Origin of the sequence: Aeromicrobium choanae (genome assembly GCF_900167475.1) — a bacterium.
In the GTDB taxonomy this organism is placed as follows: domain Bacteria; phylum Actinomycetota; class Actinomycetes; order Propionibacteriales; family Nocardioidaceae; genus Aeromicrobium; species Aeromicrobium choanae.
This window is the reverse complement of record NZ_LT796768.1, coordinates 3,065,682-3,081,845: the sequence shown is the minus strand read 5'-3', so window position 1 is coordinate 3,081,845 and position 16,164 is coordinate 3,065,682. Positions and strand designations below refer to the sequence as shown.

At 71.0% G+C, this 16,164-nt stretch carries 15 protein-coding genes; 1 reads left to right on the top strand and 14 read right to left on the bottom strand.

Features of this window, described 5'->3' with window-relative positions; all coding sequences use genetic code 11:
• Window positions 1-2 precede the first annotated feature (2 nt).
• Genes B5D60_RS14925 through B5D60_RS14875 form a run of 11 tightly spaced genes read right to left on the bottom strand, consistent with a single transcriptional unit; the run spans window position 3 to window position 11,542 of the window.
• A complete protein-coding gene (locus tag B5D60_RS14925) occupies window positions 3-806 on the bottom strand; it encodes a shikimate dehydrogenase family protein (protein WP_078700888.1) in 804 nt (267 codons plus the stop codon).
• Window position 807: 1 nt separating this feature from the next.
• The gene (gene mltG / locus B5D60_RS14920; RefSeq protein ID WP_078700887.1) at window positions 808-1,947 is read right to left on the bottom strand and encodes an endolytic transglycosylase MltG; all 1,140 of its coding nucleotides are present in this window, start codon (window positions 1,945-1,947) and stop codon (window positions 808-810) included.
• Window positions 1,944-2,423: a Holliday junction resolvase RuvX gene (ruvX, locus tag B5D60_RS14915; protein ID WP_078700886.1), complete on the bottom strand. Its 480-nt coding sequence runs from the start codon at window positions 2,421-2,423 to the stop codon at window positions 1,944-1,946. The genes mltG and ruvX overlap by 4 nt, the downstream gene beginning before the upstream one ends.
• Window positions 2,420-5,077: an alanine--tRNA ligase gene (gene alaS / locus B5D60_RS14910; RefSeq protein WP_078700885.1), complete on the bottom strand. Its 2,658-nt coding sequence runs from the start codon at window positions 5,075-5,077 to the stop codon at window positions 2,420-2,422. The genes ruvX and alaS overlap by 4 nt, the downstream gene beginning before the upstream one ends.
• Window positions 5,077-5,346 carry a DUF6167 family protein gene (locus B5D60_RS14905; protein ID WP_078700884.1) on the bottom strand — a complete coding sequence of 90 codons (270 nt, stop codon included), beginning with the start codon at window positions 5,344-5,346 and terminating at the stop codon, window positions 5,077-5,079. The genes alaS and B5D60_RS14905 overlap by 1 nt, the downstream gene beginning before the upstream one ends.
• Entirely contained in the window at window positions 5,343-5,849 is a 507-nt protein-coding gene (locus B5D60_RS14900) for a hypothetical protein (protein ID WP_078700883.1), read from the bottom strand. Before B5D60_RS14900 ends, B5D60_RS14905 begins: the two co-directional genes overlap by 4 nt.
• Before the next feature lie 10 nt (window positions 5,850-5,859).
• A complete protein-coding gene (locus B5D60_RS14895; RefSeq protein ID WP_172806383.1) occupies window positions 5,860-7,221 on the bottom strand; it encodes a replication-associated recombination protein A in 1,362 nt (453 codons plus the stop codon).
• A gap of 16 nt (window positions 7,222-7,237) precedes the next feature.
• Complete coding sequence (locus B5D60_RS14890) at window positions 7,238-7,774, bottom strand: DinB family protein (RefSeq protein ID WP_197684337.1); 537 nt, start codon at window positions 7,772-7,774, stop codon at window positions 7,238-7,240.
• Window positions 7,771-9,531: an aspartate--tRNA ligase gene (aspS, locus tag B5D60_RS14885; RefSeq protein WP_078700882.1), complete on the bottom strand. Its 1,761-nt coding sequence runs from the start codon at window positions 9,529-9,531 to the stop codon at window positions 7,771-7,773. The genes B5D60_RS14890 and aspS overlap by 4 nt, the downstream gene beginning before the upstream one ends.
• On the bottom strand, window positions 9,528-10,850 hold the full coding sequence (gene hisS / locus B5D60_RS14880) for a histidine--tRNA ligase (protein WP_078700881.1): 1,323 nt from the start codon (window positions 10,848-10,850) through the stop codon (window positions 9,528-9,530). The genes aspS and hisS overlap by 4 nt, the downstream gene beginning before the upstream one ends.
• Window positions 10,847-11,542, bottom strand: a complete 696-nt coding sequence (locus B5D60_RS14875; RefSeq protein ID WP_078700880.1) for an MBL fold metallo-hydrolase — start codon at window positions 11,540-11,542, stop codon at window positions 10,847-10,849. Before B5D60_RS14875 ends, hisS begins: the two co-directional genes overlap by 4 nt.
• A 56-nt stretch (window positions 11,543-11,598) precedes the next feature.
• On the opposite strand from B5D60_RS14875, the gene B5D60_RS14870 reads away from it, so the two are divergent.
• Window positions 11,599-12,822 carry a DUF349 domain-containing protein gene (locus tag B5D60_RS14870; protein WP_078700879.1) on the top strand — a complete coding sequence of 408 codons (1,224 nt, stop codon included), beginning with the start codon at window positions 11,599-11,601 and terminating at the stop codon, window positions 12,820-12,822.
• Between the two features lie 77 nt (window positions 12,823-12,899).
• Here B5D60_RS14870 and B5D60_RS14865 read toward each other — a convergent pair whose 3' ends face one another.
• The 3 genes from B5D60_RS14865 to yajC form a co-directional block, all read right to left on the bottom strand.
• Entirely contained in the window at window positions 12,900-15,221 is a 2,322-nt protein-coding gene (locus B5D60_RS14865; RefSeq protein ID WP_078700878.1) for a RelA/SpoT family protein, read from the bottom strand.
• Window positions 15,222-15,348: 127 nt separating this feature from the next.
• The gene (locus B5D60_RS14860; protein WP_078700877.1) at window positions 15,349-15,879 is read right to left on the bottom strand and encodes an adenine phosphoribosyltransferase; all 531 of its coding nucleotides are present in this window, start codon (window positions 15,877-15,879) and stop codon (window positions 15,349-15,351) included.
• Window positions 15,876-16,163 carry a preprotein translocase subunit YajC gene (yajC, locus tag B5D60_RS14855; protein ID WP_172806382.1) on the bottom strand — a complete coding sequence of 96 codons (288 nt, stop codon included), beginning with the start codon at window positions 16,161-16,163 and terminating at the stop codon, window positions 15,876-15,878. Before yajC ends, B5D60_RS14860 begins: the two co-directional genes overlap by 4 nt.
• Window position 16,164: the final 1 nt, after the last annotated feature.

The following is a 16,164-nucleotide window of genomic DNA, read 5'->3' as shown; positions in this document are numbered from 1 at the left end:
CCCTAACGGCTGGCGAGCGCCTCCATGGCCGCTGTCACCAGGACGGCCGGCTCGACCGTGTCGCCGGCCATGAGGCTCACCTGGAGCACCGCCTGGTGCCCCAGCAGGTCGAGCCCGGTGGCCAGCGAGCGGCCCTCGGACCGGGCCGACCGCATGAGCGCTGTCGGCCACGGGTCGTACACCGCGTCGAACACCGCGTTCGTCGCGCCGACGAACCCGTGCTCGCGCCCGGCCAGCGACCCGTCGGGGACGGTGTTGACGAGCAGGTCGACCGACTCGAGCACCTCGACGTGCAGCGGGACCACCGTGACGGCCAGGCCGAGGCCCTCGATGGTCCGCGCCGTGGAGGCTGCACGGGCGGTGTCGCGGACCCGCAGCTCGACCTCCCGGGCGCCGAGGCGCCGGCACGCCAGCGCCATGGACGCCGCCGTGGCTCCGGCACCGACGATCCGCACCGAGCGCAGGGAGCCGACGCCGATCTCGTGCAGCGCGCTCACCGCCCCCGGCACGTCGGTGTTGTGGGCGGACCAGCCGCCGTCGATCGCGACGAGGGTGTTCGCGACGCCGAGGGCCTCGACGTACGGGTCCCGCACCGCGGCCAGGCCGGCCGCCTCGCGCTTGAGCGGCGCGGTGACGGAGTAGCCGCGCCAGCCCTCACGGTGCTCGGACACGAACTCGGTGAGCTCGCCGTCCTGCACGTCGAAGGCGCCGTAGCTCCAGTCGAGGCCGAGCTGGCGGTACGCCGCGCGATGCATCGCCGGCGACAGCGAGTGCGAGATCGGCGAGCCGACGACGGCGCACCTCATGTCAGCCGCCGCACGAACCGGCGCCGTACTCGGCCTGGCAGTCGGAGTTGTGCTTGCCGAAGTCCTCGTTGTAGACCACCGAGCCGTCCTTCTTCGCGAAGAAGTACAGCCACGGGCCGTCGGCCGGGTTCAGCGCGGCCTCGATCGAGGCCTGGCCCGGCGAGCCGATCGGGCCCGGCGGCAGTCCCTGGTGCTGGTACGTGTTGTAGAGCGACGGGTTGGCGCGCTCCTCGGCCGTGGTCCACACGTCGCCCTTGCGCTCGCTGACGTAGGACACGGTGGAGTCCAGCTGCAGGGGCATGCCCTGCTCGATGCGGTTGTAGAGCACGCGGGCGATCTTGGCGTAGTCCTCGGGCTTCTGGCCCTCGTACTCCAGGATGCTGGCCACCGTGAGGACCTCCTCGCCGGACAGCCCCAGCGCGGGCGCCCGGGTGCCGATGTCGAGGTCCTTGGCCACTTTCAGCGTCTGCTGCACCATGCGGGAGAGGACGGCCTTGGCGTCGTCGCCCGGCTCCACGAAGTACGTCTCGGGGTAGAGGTAGCCCTCCGGGTTCCCGTTGGCGTAGTCCGGCAGGCCGATCGAGGCGGGGTCGTCGAGCGCGGCCTCGAGGTCCTTCGTCTCCAGCTCGGTGTTCTTGGCGATGATCTCCACGATCTGGCCCACGCGCGCCCCCTCGGGCACGGTGAACTTCGCCTGGACCCGGGCCGACGGGTCGACCAGCGCGGTGAGCGCGGCCTCGGCGGACATCTGCTGGCGCAGCGTGTAGGTGCCGGGCTGGATCTGCTGGGCGCGCGCATCGGTGAGGCTGAGCTGGTAGAACGCCTCGGACGACTTCACGACGTCCTGCTCGGCCAGCAGCCGGGCGATCTGGATGCCGTTCGCGCCCGACGGGATGGTCACCTCGGCGGTGCCGGTGCCGGAGCCGGAGTAGTCCTCGGCGCCGCCCATGCGGTCCATGACCTTCGTGACCACGACGTAGCCGCCGATGAGGATGGCGATGACCGCGATCAGGGCGATCACGTTCTTCAGGCCCGACTTCTTCTGGGCCGGGGGCTCCTCCTTGCGGCGCGAGCCCGGACGGTTGCGTCGGGGCTCCTCCTCGCCGGTCAGGATCTCCAGCCCGCCGTCACTCTCGCTCATCCGTCGTTCCCTTCCGTCGCCACCTCGACCACCTCGCCGGGCGCGGTTCCGCGGGTCTTCTCAGCGTCGATCGCCGACTGGAGAATCACCACGGCCGCCGCCTGGTCGATGACCGAACGTGACGATTTCGTCGTGCGCCCGCTCGCGTGCAGCTGGGCCTGGCCCGCCACCGTCGAGAGTCGTTCATCGATCAACCGTACCGAAACCCCGCGAAGAGCCCCTGCGAGAGCGGTCGCGAAGGCCCTCACCTTGACCGCGGCGGGGCCCTCGCGACCCGACATCCCGAGGGGCAGGCCGACGACGACCTCGAGCGCCTCGTACTCCTGCGCGAGTGCCACCAGGCGGGCGATCGAGCCCTCCCCCGCCTTCACGGTCTCGACCGGTGTGGCGATCAGCCCGTCGGGGTCGCACGACGCGACCCCGATGCGGGCGTCGCCGACGTCGACCCCGAGGCGGCGTCCCCTGCGCCAGGTCATCCGCGCAGGGCGTCCCGGACGGCGGCGAAGGCCGCATCGATGCCACCGAGGTCGGTGCCACCACCCTGGGCGACGTCGGCCTTGCCGCCACCGCGGCCGCCGATCCGCTCGCCGACCGTGGCGATCAGCTGCTGGGCCGAGAGGCCGCGCTCGATGGCGGCCGGGCTGAGCGCGACGACCGCGGACGGCTTGTCGCCGGCCGTGCCGATCACGACGACCACGGCCGGCCGGTCGGCGAGGCGGCCCCGGATGTCGAGCGCCAGCTGGCGCACGTCGCCGCCGCCGACGCCCTCGGCTCGGTGGCCGACGAACGCGACGCCGTCGATGTCCTCCGCCGACTTCGCGACGTCGCCGGCACCGGCCTGCAGCTGCGCCGTCCGGAACTTCTCGAGCTCCTTCTCGGTCGACTTCAGGCGCGACACGAGGTCCTGCACGCGGGCGGGCAGGTCGTCGGCCTTGGCCTTCAGCACGTCGCTGAGCTGCAGCACGAGGTCGCGCTCGCGCGCCAGGTACTGGAACCCTTCGATGCCCGTGAGCGCCTCGATGCGGCGGTTGCCCGCGCCGACCGAGGAGTCCGAGGTGAGCACGACCGTGCCGATCTGGCTGGAGCGCTCGACGTGCGTGCCACCGCAGAGCTCGCGCGACCAGGGGCCGCCGATCTCGATGACGCGCACCTCCTCGCCGTACGTCTCACCGAACAGCGCGAGGGCGCCGAACTCCCTGGCCTCGGGCAGGGTCATCCAGTGCTGCGAGACCTGCAGGTCCTCACGCAGCGCCCGGTTCGAGACCTGCTCGACGTGGTGGAACTGCTCGGGGTCGAGCGCGCCGCCCCAGCCGAAGTCCAGGCGCAGGTAGCCGGGTCGGTTGTACGAGCCGGACTGCAGCGCCGTCGGGCCGAGCACCTCGCGCAGCGCGGCGTGCACCACGTGCGTGCCCGAGTGCGCCTGGCGGGCGCCGATGCGCCACTCGTGGTCGACCTCCGCCGACAGGTCGGAGCCCGCGGTCAGCTCGCCCTGGAGGACGCGCACCTGGTGCACGACCAGGCCGCGGATCGGCCGCTGGACGTCGAGCACCTCGGCGTGGCCGCCGTCCCAGCGCAGCACACCGGCGTCGGCGTTCTGGCCACCGGACTCGGCGTAGAAGCCGGTGCGGTCGAGCACGACCTCGCCGACCTGGCCCTCCGTGATGACGGGCACGGACTGCCCGCCCGACAGCAGCGCCAGCACCTTGGACTCGGTGATCAGGTTCGTGTACGCGACCCAGTCGGTGGGCCCGAACGCGTCGATCGTCTCGCGGTACACCGTGGTGTCCGCGTGCAGGCCCTTCTTCGACTTCGCGTCGGCCTTGGCCCGCGCCCTCTGCTCGGCCATCAGGGAGCGGAAGCCCTCCTGGTCGACCGAGAGGCCCTGCTCCTGCGCCATCTCGAGCGTGAGGTCGATCGGGAAGCCGTACGTGTCGTGCAGCTGGAACGCCTGGCTCCCGCTCAGCACACTGCCGCCGGACTGCTTCGTCTCCCCCGCGGCCACGTCGAAGATCTGGGTGCCCTTGCCGAGCGTCTGGCGGAACGCCTCCTCCTCGGCATAGGCGATCTGGCTGATCCGAGCGAAGTCCGTCTCCAGCTCGGGGTAGGACGCCTTCATCCGCTCCATGCTCACCGGGAGCAGCTGGGGCAGCGCGGGGTCCTCGTAGCCCAGCAGGCGCATCGAGCGCACGGCACGGCGCAGCAGGCGGCGCAGCACGTAGCCACGGCTCTCGTTGCCGGGCGTGACGCCGTCGCCGATCAGCATCAGGCTGCTGCGAACGTGGTCGGCGACCACGCGGAAGCGCACGTCGTCGGTGTGGTCGGCGCCGTAGGTGCGACCGGTGAGCTCGGCGGCCCGCTCGATGACGGGGAAGACCTCGTCGATCTCGTACAGGTTCTCCTTGCCCTGGAGCAGGTACGCCACGCGCTCCAGGCCCATGCCGGTGTCGATGTTCTGCTTCGGCAGCGGCTGGATGACGTCGAACTGGTCCTTGGCGGTGACGTTGGCGATCTCCTCCTGCATGAACACGAGGTTCCAGATCTCCAGGAAGCGGTCCTCGTCGGCCTCGGGGCCGCCGTCGGGTCCGTACTCGGGGCCGCGGTCGACGTAGATCTCCGAGCACGGGCCACCCGGGCCCTCGACGCCCATGTGCCAGTAGTTGTCGAGCAGGCCGCGGTTCTGGATCCGCTCGTCGGGCAGGCCGGCGACCTTCTTCCACAGCTCGCGGGCCTCGGTGTCGGTGTGCAGCACCGTCACCCAGATCTTCTCGGGGTCGAAGCCCAGGCCGCCGTCGTCGACGGACTTCGTGATCAGCTCCCACGCGAGCGTGATGGCGCCTTCCTTGAAGTAGTCGCCGAAGCTGAAGTTGCCGTTCATCTGGAAGAAGGTGCCGTGACGGGTGGTCTTGCCGACCTCCTCGATGTCGAGCGTGCGCACGCACTTCTGCACGCTCGTGGCGCGGTCGAACGGCGGCGTCTCCTGGCCGAGGAAGTACGGCTTGAACGGCACCATGCCGGCGTTGACGAACAGCAGGTTCGGGTCGTCGAACAGCAGGGGCGCCGAGGGCACCACCGTGTGGCCGGCGTTCTCGAAGTGGGAGAGGAATCGGCGCCGGATCTCAGCGGTCTCCATCAGTGGGGGTCCTTTGGTTCAGGGGGTTCGGTGGGCTCGGTCAGCGCGAGCCGGGGTTCGTGGTCGAGCAGGTGGTGGCGCAGGTGGTCCTCGCGGGCGTGCATCCCCTCGTGCATCTCCGCCCGGAAGGCCCGCACGCCCGAGCCGAGTGCGGCGGCCTGGTCGATCAGGCCCGGCATCGAGAGCCGGTAGGCCGCTCGCCTGGCCTTGACGCTGGAGTAGACGCCGGCCGCCGCTCCCGCGACGAACCAGGCGAGACGGGCGCTCACGAGCCCACCCAGCCCTGGCCGCCGGACGCCGGGGGCGGGCCGTTGGTGGCGCGAGCCGCCGCGCGGGCGGCCCGCTGGCGAGCTCGCCTCCGCGCGCGGTACTCGCGGCGCATCAGTCCGAGGATCCGGTCGCGGCTCTCGGGCCGCAGCGCGTGCGCGACGCCGCCGAGGAGGATGTTCAGGCGCACCGACGGGCGCGTCATCGTGGCCGCGACGACCTGGTCGTGGGTGGGCTGCACGATCACGCGGCCCTCGACGACCCGCACGACCTCGGCGGTCGGCACGGGCTCGACCCGGTGATCGAGTGCCGCCGAGGAACGAGGCGGTGCATCGAGATCATGTGAGTCCTCGAGGTGATCTCGATACGCCGCTCCTTCGTCGCGCGCTACTCGATCACCGATGCGGCGCAGCTCACGGACGGAGCGCACGGTCACCACGGCCGCTACGACCGCCACGACCGCCAGGACGGCGGTGGCGACGAGCATCGCGAGCTGCACGGACATGGGAACGAGGTTACCGGTCTCGGACGATCGCGCGGATTCGGGCGAGACGCTCGGCGATCGCTCCCTCGGCGCCGTGAGGGCCCGGCTCGTAGTAGTCGGAGCCGTCGACGTCGTCGGGCGCGTACTGCTGCGGGACGACGCCGCGGGGGTCGTCGTGCGCGTACACGTAGTCGTGCCCGTGGCCCAGCTTCTTCGCGCCGGAGTAGTGCGCGTCGCGCAGGGCGGGCGGCACCGCGCCGACCTTGCCCGCGCGGACGTCGGCCATGGCCGCGTCGATCGCGCGGATCACCGCGTTCGACTTGGGCGCCGTCGCGAGGTGGATCACCGCCTGCGCCAGCGGGATCCGGGCCTCGGGGAAGCCGATCATCGCGACCGCCTGGGCGGTGGCCGTCGCGAGGGGAAGCGCCGTCGGATCGGCCATGCCGATGTCCTCGCTCGCGTGGATCATCAGCCGGCGCGCGATGAAGCGCGGGTCCTCCCCCGCCTCGATCATGCGGGCGAGGTAGTGCAGGGCCGCGTCCACGTCGGAGCCGCGGATCGACTTGATGAACGCGCTCGTCACGTCGTAGTGCTGGTCGCCCTGGCGGTCGTACCGGACGGCCGCCTTGTCCACGGCGAGCGCGGCGTCGTCGAGGGTGATCTCGGCGTGGCCCTGGTCGGAGGCGGCTCCCGCGGCGGCCTCGAGGTACGTCAGCACGCGGCGGCCGTCGCCCCCGGCGAGCCGCACCAGGTGGTCGCGGGCGTCCTCGCTGATCGCGATGTCGCCGCTGTAGCCGCGCTCGTCGGCGATCGCGCGGTCGACCAGCACCGCGATGTCGTCGTCGGTCAGCGGCTGGAGGGTGAGCAGGAGCGAGCGGCTCAGCAGCGGCGAGATCACGCTGAAGTGCGGGTTCTCGGTGGTGGCCGCGACGAGGCTGACCCACCGGTTCTCCACGCCGGGCAGCAGCGCATCCTGCTGCGCCTTGCTGAAGCGGTGGACCTCGTCGACGAACAGCACCGTCTCCTTGCCGCGGGACAGCGCCTGGCGGGCTCCGGCGATGACCTCGCGGACCTCCTTGACGCCGGCACTCACGGCCGAGACCTCGACGAAGCGGCGGTCGGTCTGGCGGCTGATGAGGCTCGCGAGCGTGGTCTTGCCGGTGCCGGGCGGTCCCCACAGCAGCACGGTGAGCGGGGCGTTGCCCTCGATCATCCGCCGCAGCGGCGACCCGGGTGCGAGGAGGTGCTGCTGGCCGACCAGCTCGTCGAGCGTCTGCGGTCGCATCCGCACCGCCAGCGGAGCGCTCGAGTGGGTGTTCCCCGCGAGGGTGCCGCTGGAGTCGCGGCGTCCCGAGGCGGGTGCCTCAGGCAGGTCGAAGAGTCCGTCGGTCACCCCACGAGCCTACGGCTCATTCCCCGGTGCGGCCGTCGATGCACTCACGCAGGAGGTCGGCGTGGCCGTTGTGGCGGGCGTACTCCTCGATCATGTGCACGAGCAGGTCGCGGATCGCGACGGTGCCACCGCGATGGTGGGGCAGCTCGCGGCCGAAGTCGGCCTCGTCGATCCCCTCGAGCCACGCCTCGGCGCGGGCGATCTGCGTGCGCAGGGCCTCGAACGCCTCGTCGACGCACTCCTGCGTGCCGACGGCGTCGTTGAAGTCCGCGTCGCTGTCCTGCACCTTCAGGAACAGCGGCTCCTCGGCCGACTGCTGTGCCACGCGCACGAACCACGTGTGCTCGACGTAGGCCATGTGCCGCACCAGGCCGAGCAGCGACAGCGTGCTCGGCGGCACGCTGCGGTGCGCGAGCTGCTCCGGTGAGAGGCCCGCGCACTTGAGCTGGAGCGTCAGCCGGTGATTGCCCAGGTACTCGAGGTACGTGGCCTTCTCACCGACGGGGTCGCCCTCGGTGCGCGGGTCGTCCGCCGGAGGCAGCCAGCGACTCACTCGGCGTCGTCGCCTTCGTCGGGCTCGGCGTCGACGCCGGCCTCGGCGCGCTGCTCGGGCGTGATCGGGGCCGGAGCAGCCGTCAGCGGGTCGTAGCCGCCACCGGACTTCGGGAACGCGATGACCTCGCGGATCGAGTCGGCGCCGGCGAGCAGCGCGACCGTCCGGTCCCAGCCGAACGCGATGCCGCCGTGCGGCGGGGCGCCGTACTTGAACGCCTCGAGCAGGAAGCCGAACTTCTCCTGGGCCTCCTCGGCACCGATGCCCATGATCTCGAAGACGCGCTTCTGCACGTCCTCGCGGTGGATGCGGATCGAGCCGCCGCCGACCTCGTTGCCGTTGCAGACGATGTCGTAGGCCTGAGCCAGCGAGTCGCCCGGCGTGGCCAGGGTCTCGGGGTCCTGGGGCGCGGTGAAGGCGTGGTGCACCGCGGTCCACTCGCCGCCGCCGACCGCCACGTCACCGGAGTCGAGCTCGCTGACCGACTCGAACATCGGCCAGTCGACGACGAAGGCGAAGGCCCACTTCGACTCGTCGATGAGGCTCTCGCGCTTGGCGATCTCGATGCGCGCGGCACCGAGCAGCTGGCGCGAGCTCTTGACCGGTCCGGCGGAGAAGTACACGGCGTCGCCGGGCTTCGCGCCGACGGCCTCCACGAGGCCCTCGCGCTCGGCGTCGGACAGGTTCTTCGCGACGGGACCGGTGAGGGACCCGTCCTCCTGCACGAGCACGTACGCCAGGCCGCGGGCGCCGCGCTGCTTCGCCCACTCCTGCCAGCCGTCGAGCGTGCGGCGGGCCTGCGCGGCGCCGCCGGGGTGAACGACCGCGCCGACGTACGGCGCCTGGAACACGCGGAACGGCGTGTCCTTGAAGTAGTCGGTCAGCTCGACGAGCTCGAGGTCGAAGCGCAGGTCGGGCTTGTCGGAGCCGTACTTGCTCATCGCATCGGCGTAGGTGATCCGCGGGAACGGCGTGGGCAGGTCGACGTCGATCAGCTTCCACAGCGCGACGTAGATCTCCTCGGCCAGCGCCATCACGTCGTCGGGCTCGACGAAGCTCATCTCGATGTCGAGCTGGGTGAACTCGGGCTGGCGGTCGGCGCGGAAGTCCTCGTCGCGGTAGCAGCGCGCGATCTGGTAGTACCGCTCGAGGCCGCCCACCATGAGCAGCTGCTTGAACAGCTGCGGGCTCTGGGGCAGGGCGTACCAGCTGCCGGGACGCAGGCGGGCCGGCACGAGGAAGTCGCGCGCGCCCTCGGGCGTGGAGCGGGTCAGCGTGGGCGTCTCCACCTCGACGAAGTCGTGGCGGTCCAGCACGGCGCGGGCCGCGGCGTTGACCTTCGAGCGCAGCCGCATCGCGTGCGCGGGCGCGGGCCGGCGCAGGTCGAGGTAGCGGTGCTTCAGGCGCGCCTCCTCGCCGACTTCGACGTGCTCGTCGATCGGGAACGGCAGTGGCTCGGACCGCGACAGGATCACGACGTCGTCGGCGATGACCTCGATCTCGCCCGTGGCGATCGCGGCGTTCTCGTTGCCCTCGGGGCGGCGCTGGACCGTGCCGGTGACCTTGAGGCAGAACTCGCTGCGCAGCTGGTGGGCGACGTCCTCGCGGACGACGACCTGGGCGACGCCACTGGCCTCGCGCAGGTCGATGAAGGCGACACCGCCGTGGTCGCGGCGGCGGGCGACCCAACCGGCGAGCGTGACGCTCTCGCCGATGTTCGCGGCCGTCAGGGTTCCGGCGTCATGGGTGCGGATCACGCTGTCGTCTCCTTGTGGGTCACCTGCGGTCGCAGGTCGGTCTCGGGGGGCGTCCAGGCGTCGGGATCGGCCGACACCTGCTCGCCGGTTCTGATGTCCTTCACCTGGTCGCCGTCGTCGGTGACGAACCAGACGAAGGGGATGCCGCGGCGCTCGGCGAAGCGGATCTGCTTGCCGAACTTCTGGGCCGCGGGCGCCACCTCGCAGGCGATCCCGCGGGCGCGCAGGCGCTGCGCGATGGCGTCGCTGCCGGGACGCGAGTCCTCGTCGTTGACCGCCACGAGGACGGCCGACGGCACCGCGCGCGACGCGGTGATGCCGCTCGTCGTCAGCGTGGAGAGCAGGCGGGAGACACCGATCGACAGCCCCACACCGGGGTAGGTGCGCTTCCCGTCGCTGGCGAGCTCGTCGTAGCGGCCGCCGGAGCAGATCGAGCCGAGGCCCGGGTGCTCGGCGACACGGGTTTCGAACACCGTGCCCGTGTAGTAGTCCAGGCCGCGCGCGATGCGCAGGTCGGCGGTGACGGTCACGCCCTCGACGGTGGCACACCCCGCCACGACGGCCTCCAGTTCGGCCAGTCCCTCGTCGAGCATCGGGTGCTCGACGCCGAGCTCGCGGACCTGCTGGACGAACGACGTGTCGGTGGTGACGATCTCGGCCAGGGCGAGGCACGACGTGGCCTGCGCCTCGGTCAGGCCCTGCTCGCCGAGCAGCTCGGCGATCTTGTCGGCCGAGAGCTTGTCGAGCTTGTCGATCACCTGCATGACGGCCGTGGGCTGCTCGACGCCCAGGCCGAGGTAGAAGCCCTCGAGCACCTTGCGGTTGCTGACCTGCAGGGTCAGCGACAGGCCCGGGATCGGCAGCCCCGCGAGCGCCTCGGCCATGACCCGCGCGACCTCGACGTCGAAGTGGAAGGGCAGCGAGCCGTCGCCGACGATGTCGATGTCGGCCTGGGTGAACTCGCGGAACCGGCCCGCCTGGGGGCGCTCGCCACGCCAGACCTTCTGGATCTGGTAGCGGCGGAACGGGAACTGCAGGTGGCCAGCGTTCTCCACCACGTAGCGCGCGAAGGGCACGGTGAGGTCGTAGTGCAGGGCCAGCTCGGAGGCCTCGGACTCATCGGCGTGGAGGCGACGGACGGCGTAGACCTCCTTGTCGATCTCGCCCTTGCGCAGCAGGGTCTCGAGCGGCTCCACCGCACGCGTCTCGATGTTGGCGAAGCCGTGCAGCTCGAACACGCGGGCCAGGTGGTCGAACACGGCCAGCTCGACGCTGCGCTCCGCCGGCAGGAACTCAGGGAAGCCGCTGAGCTTGCTCATGGCGCCAGCTCCAGGAGGAACGGGTTCGTGGCCTTCTCGCGGCCGATCGAGGTCTGCTGGCCGTGACCGGGTAGCACGACGACGTCGTCGGGCAGCGTCAGCACCTTGCTCTGCAGGCTGCGCAGCATCTCGGCGTGGACGCCGCCGACGAGGTCGGTGCGGCCGATCGAGCCGAAGAACAGGAAGTCGCCGGAGAACATGATCTGCGAGACGGGCTCGGGCCCGGTGTAGTCGACGCGGTAGGCCACCGTGCCCGGCGTGTGGCCCGGGCAGTGGTCGACCGTGAGCGTCAGGTCGCCGACCTGGATCGTGGCGCCGTCGACGGCGTCGCGGACCTCGGCCGGCTCGGAGAACTGCGACTCGTCGATCTCACCGAGCTGCTGGCGCAGCATCGCGGCCGACTCGTTCGAGATCGCGGCCATCGGGTCGGCCAGCAGGTGCCGGTCGGCGGGGTGGATCCACAGCGGGCAGCCGTACTCGTCGGCGACCTGCGCGGCGTCCCACATGTGGTCGAAGTGGCCGTGCGTCACCAGGACGGCGGCAGGGGCCAGGTCGTGCTCGGCCACGACGGCGCGCACCCCCTCGGCGGACTCCATGCCCGGGTCGACGATCGCGCACGGGGAACCCGGACCGGAGGCGACGAAATAGCAGTTCGCCTGCAGTGGTCCGGCGGGGAAGGCGGTGAGCAGCACGCCTGTCAGGGTACGCGAGGAGGACCTGGCGCCGCGAACCTCCTAGACTGACCGCCATGAGTGATTGGGGCCGCGTCGACGCGGACGGCAACGTCTACGTCAAAGAGGGCGACGGCGAACGTCTGATCGGGCAATGGGTCACCGGAGGCGACGCCGCTGAGGCGCTCGCGTTCTACACCCGGCGCTTCGACAACCTCGAGACCGAGGTCGACCTGCTGGAGAAGCGCATCGAGGCCGGAACCGTGTCGCCCGACGACGCGACGAAGGCCGTTGCCACGATCCGCGAGCAGCTCGTCGACGCGCAGGCGGTCGGCGACCTCGCGTCGCTGTCGGCGCGCCTCGACAAGGTCGAGCCGGCCCTGGGCGAGCTCCGCGCCAAGCGCAAGGCCGAGCGTGAGCAGCGCACCGCCGAGGCCACCGAGGCCAAGACGCGCATCGTCGCCGAGGCCGAGAAGATCGGCGCCGGCCAGGACTGGCGCAACGGCGCCGACCGGCTGCGCGCCCTGCTCGACGAGTGGAAGGCGCTCCCCCGCCTCAGCAAGTCGGCCGACGACGAGCTGTGGCACCGGTTCTCCAGCGCTCGCACCGCCTACACGAAGAAGCGCAAGGCCCACTTCGGTGAGCAGAGCGTGCGCCGTGACGAAGCGAAGAAGATCAAGGAGAAGCTGATCGAGGACGCCGAGGCGCTCTCCGGATCCACCGACTGGGGCGCCACGTCGGGCGCCTACCGCGACCTCATGCAGCGCTGGAAGGCCGCCGGCTCCGCTCCTCGCAACGTCGAGGACAAGCTGTGGAAGCGCTTCCGCGCCGCGCAGGACGTCTTCTTCCAGGCCCGCGAGGCCGCGAACGTCGCCCAGGAGTCCGAGTTCGCCGAGAACGCCACGGTGAAGCGCGAGATCCTCGTCGAGGCCGAGGCCCTGCTGCCGATCAAGGACCTCGAGGCCACCCGCCGCGCCTGGCACGACATCGCCGATCGCTGGGAGGCCGCGGGCAAGGTGCCGCGCGACCAGATCAAGGAGCTCGAGGGCCGCATCCGCGCCGTCGAGAAGGCGATCCGCGACGCCGGTGACCAGGAGTGGAAGCGCACCGACCCCGAGAAGTCGGCCCGCGCGGACGACATGATCACCAAGCTCGAGGACGCCATCGCCGGCATCGAGGCCGACATCGCCAAGGCCGAGGCCGCCGGCGACGCCAAGAAGGTCAAGAGCCTGCGCGAGAACCTCGAGTCGCGCCAGGCCTTCCTCGAGATCGCCCAGCGCACCGCCTCCGACTTCAGCTGATCGCGGCTCGCCGGTGATCGAGTGCCGGCGAGCGCAGCGAGACGGTGTGTCGAGATCACGTCTCGACTCTCGGGCGGCTACTGGGTGACGCGGTAGGCGTCGAAGACGCCCTGGACGCCGCCGACGGCCTTCAGGACGGCGCCGAGGTGCTTGGCGTCGGCCATCTCGAAGGTGAAGCGGCTCTTGGCGACGCGGTCACGCCCGGTGCTGAGGGTGGCCGACAGGATGTTGACGTGCTGGTCGGAGATCACCTTGGTGATGTCGGACAGCAGGTGCGGACGGTCGAGGCCCTCGACCTGCATCGCCACCAGGAACGTGGTCTTGGCGTTGGCGACCCAGCGCACCTGCACGACCCGCTCGGTCTGGTGCGCCAGCTCGACGAAGTTGACACAGTCCGAGCGGTGCACCGAGATGCCGGAGCCGCGCGTGACGAAGCCCTGGATCTTGTCGCCCGGCACGGGCGTGCAGCAGCGCGCGAGCTTCGCCATGACGTCGCCGGAGACACCGACCACCTCGACACCGGCATCGCCGCGGGCCGTGGACGGCCGGCTGGAGCGCATCGGCATCGCCGTGGCCTCGGCGGCCTCCTCCTCGGCACCCTCGCGACCGCCGGCGAGGTCGATGACGCGGTCGACGACGCCCTGCGCGCCGACGTTGCTCTCCCCCACCGCCGCGTAGAGCGCGGAGATGTCGGCGTGGCCCATCTCCTTGGCCACCGTGTCGAGGTTCGCCTGCCGGAACAGGCGATGCATCGGGAGACCCTCCTTGCGCATCTGCTTCGCGATGAGGTCCTTGCCGTGGTCGATCGCCTCCTCGCGGCGCTCCTTGGTGAACCACTGCCGGATCTTGTTGCGCGCGCGGGGGCTCTTGACGAAGTCGAGCCAGTCGCGGCTCGGGCCGGCCGTGGGCGACTTCGACGTGAAGATCTCCACCACGTCGCCGCTCTCGAGCTCGGACTCCAGCGAGACGAGGCGACCGTTGACGCGCGCGCCGACGCACGCGTGACCGACCTCGGTGTGGACGCCGTAGGCGAAGTCGACGGGCGTGGCGTGGGCCGGCAGCTGGATCAGGTCGCCGCGGGGCGTGTACGCGTAGACGCCCGCGTTCTGCATCTCGAAGCGCAGCGAGTCCAGGAAGTCACTGGAGTCCTCGGTCTCGGACTGCCAGTCCACCAGCTCGCGCAGCCACATCATCTCGTTGCCGCCGGGCCCGTCCATGCTGGCCTTGCCGCCCACGGCCGCGAGCGACTCGGCCTTGTACTTCCAGTGGGCCGCGACGCCGAACTCCGCGCGCCGGTGCATCGCGTACGTGCGCAGCTGCAGCTCCACGGGCTTGCCCTGCGGGCCGATCACCGTGGTGTGCAGCGACTGGTACATGTTGAACTTCGGGACGCTGATGTAGTCCTTGAAGCGGCCCGGGATGGGGTTCCACCGGGCGTGCAGGACGCCCAGCACGGCGTAGCAGTCGGCGACGTCGTCCACGAGGATGCGCACGCCGACCAGGTCGAAGATGTCGGAGAAGTCGCGGCCGCGCACGAGCATCTTCTGGTAGATCGAGAAGTAGTGCTTCGGCCGGCCGGTGACCTTCGCCTTGATCTTGGCGTGACCGAGGTCGGAGTTCACGTCGCGGATGACGCGCTCCAGGAACGCCTCGCGCGACGGGGCGCGCTCGGCGACGAGCCGCACGATCTCGTCGTAGACCTTCGGGTGCAAGGTGGCGAACGCGAGGTCCTCCAGCTCCCACTTGATCGTGTTCATGCCCAGGCGGTGGGCCAGGGGCGCGAAGATCTCGATGGTCTCGCGGGCGATGCGCTCCTGCTTGTCCTGGCGCAGGTAGCGCAGGGTGCGCATGTTGTGCAGGCGGTCGGCCAGCTTGATGACGAGCACGCGGATGTCGCGCGCCATCGCGACGACCATCTTGCGGATCGTCTCGGACTGGGCGGAGTCGCCGTACTTGACCTTGTCGAGCTTGGTGACGCCGTCGACCAGGTGGACGACCTCGTCACCGAAGTCCTTGCGGAGCTGCTCGATCGTGTAGGAGGTGTCCTCGACGGTGTCGTGCAGCAGGGCCGCGCACAGGGTGGGCGCGGTCATGCCGAGCTCGGCGAGGATCGTCGCGACGGCCAGCGGGTGCGTGATGTACGGGTCGCCGCTCTTGCGCTTCTGGCCCTCGTGCATCGCCGCGGCGACCTCGTAGGCCTTCTCGATCGACGAGACGTCGCCCTTGGGATGGGTGTCGCGGTAGACCTTGATCAGCGGGTCGAGCACCGGGTTTCCGGCGCCCGTGGACTTGCCGCCGATCCGTGCCAGCCGGCTGCGCACGCGCGCGGAGGTACGTGCCGAGTCCGGTGTCCTGGACTCGGCAGGCTTCGTCGACGGTCCATCGATGCGCTCGGCCACGCGTGCCTCCTTCAATCCATCCTACGGAGGGGGCGTCAGAGCGCGCCGGTGAACACCGAGGCGAGCACGCCCAGGACGAGCGCCGCGATGGCGACGATGGCGACGATGCGGACGGTGCGCTGGCTCATCAGTACTCCAGGAGTGCGGTCAGGGGGACGTCGCCGAGCACGGCGCGACCCCCGAGGGCGGGCAGTTCGATGAGGACGAGGTTGCCGGCCACGACGGCCCCGGCGCGCTCGAACAGACGTCCGGCGGCGGCGAGCGTTCCCCCGGTGGCGAGGACGTCGTCCACGATGAGCACGCGGGCACCCTCCGGAACGGCGTCGGCGTGGATCTCCACGATGGCGTCGCCGTACTCGAGCGAGTAGGACTCCGACAGGGTGCGTGCGGGCAGCTTGCCGGCCTTGCGCACGGGCACGAGGCCGATGCCCAGCGCCTCGGCGATCAGCGGCGCGAGCAGGAAGCCGCGAGCCTCGACGCCGGCGACGACGTCGAGCGGTCCGAAGGCCTTGGCCGCCTCGACCAGCGCCGAGACGGTGGCCGCCAGCCCCTGCGGATCGGCCAGCAGCGGGGTGATGTCGCGGAACGTGACGCCGGCCTCGGGCCAGTCGTCGATGGCGCGGATGAGCCGCGCGGCGGTGTCGGGGAAGTCGCTCATGCCTGGGGGTCGATCACTTCGGGGTCGACCACCTCGGCGACGGCCGCGCGAGCGACGGTGACGATCACGCCGGGCGCGATCTCCAGGCCGACGGTCTCGTCGTCGATCGTCGAGATGGTGCCGTGGATGCCGCTGCTGATCATCACGCGAGCGCCGGGCTGCAGCGCCGACTGCATCTGGCGCAGCGCGGAGTACTGCTTCTGCCGCTCACGCATCGGACGGATGATCAGCAGGAAGAAGACCAGGGCCAGCAGGATCAGGGGGAGGAAGTCAGCGAAGGTCACC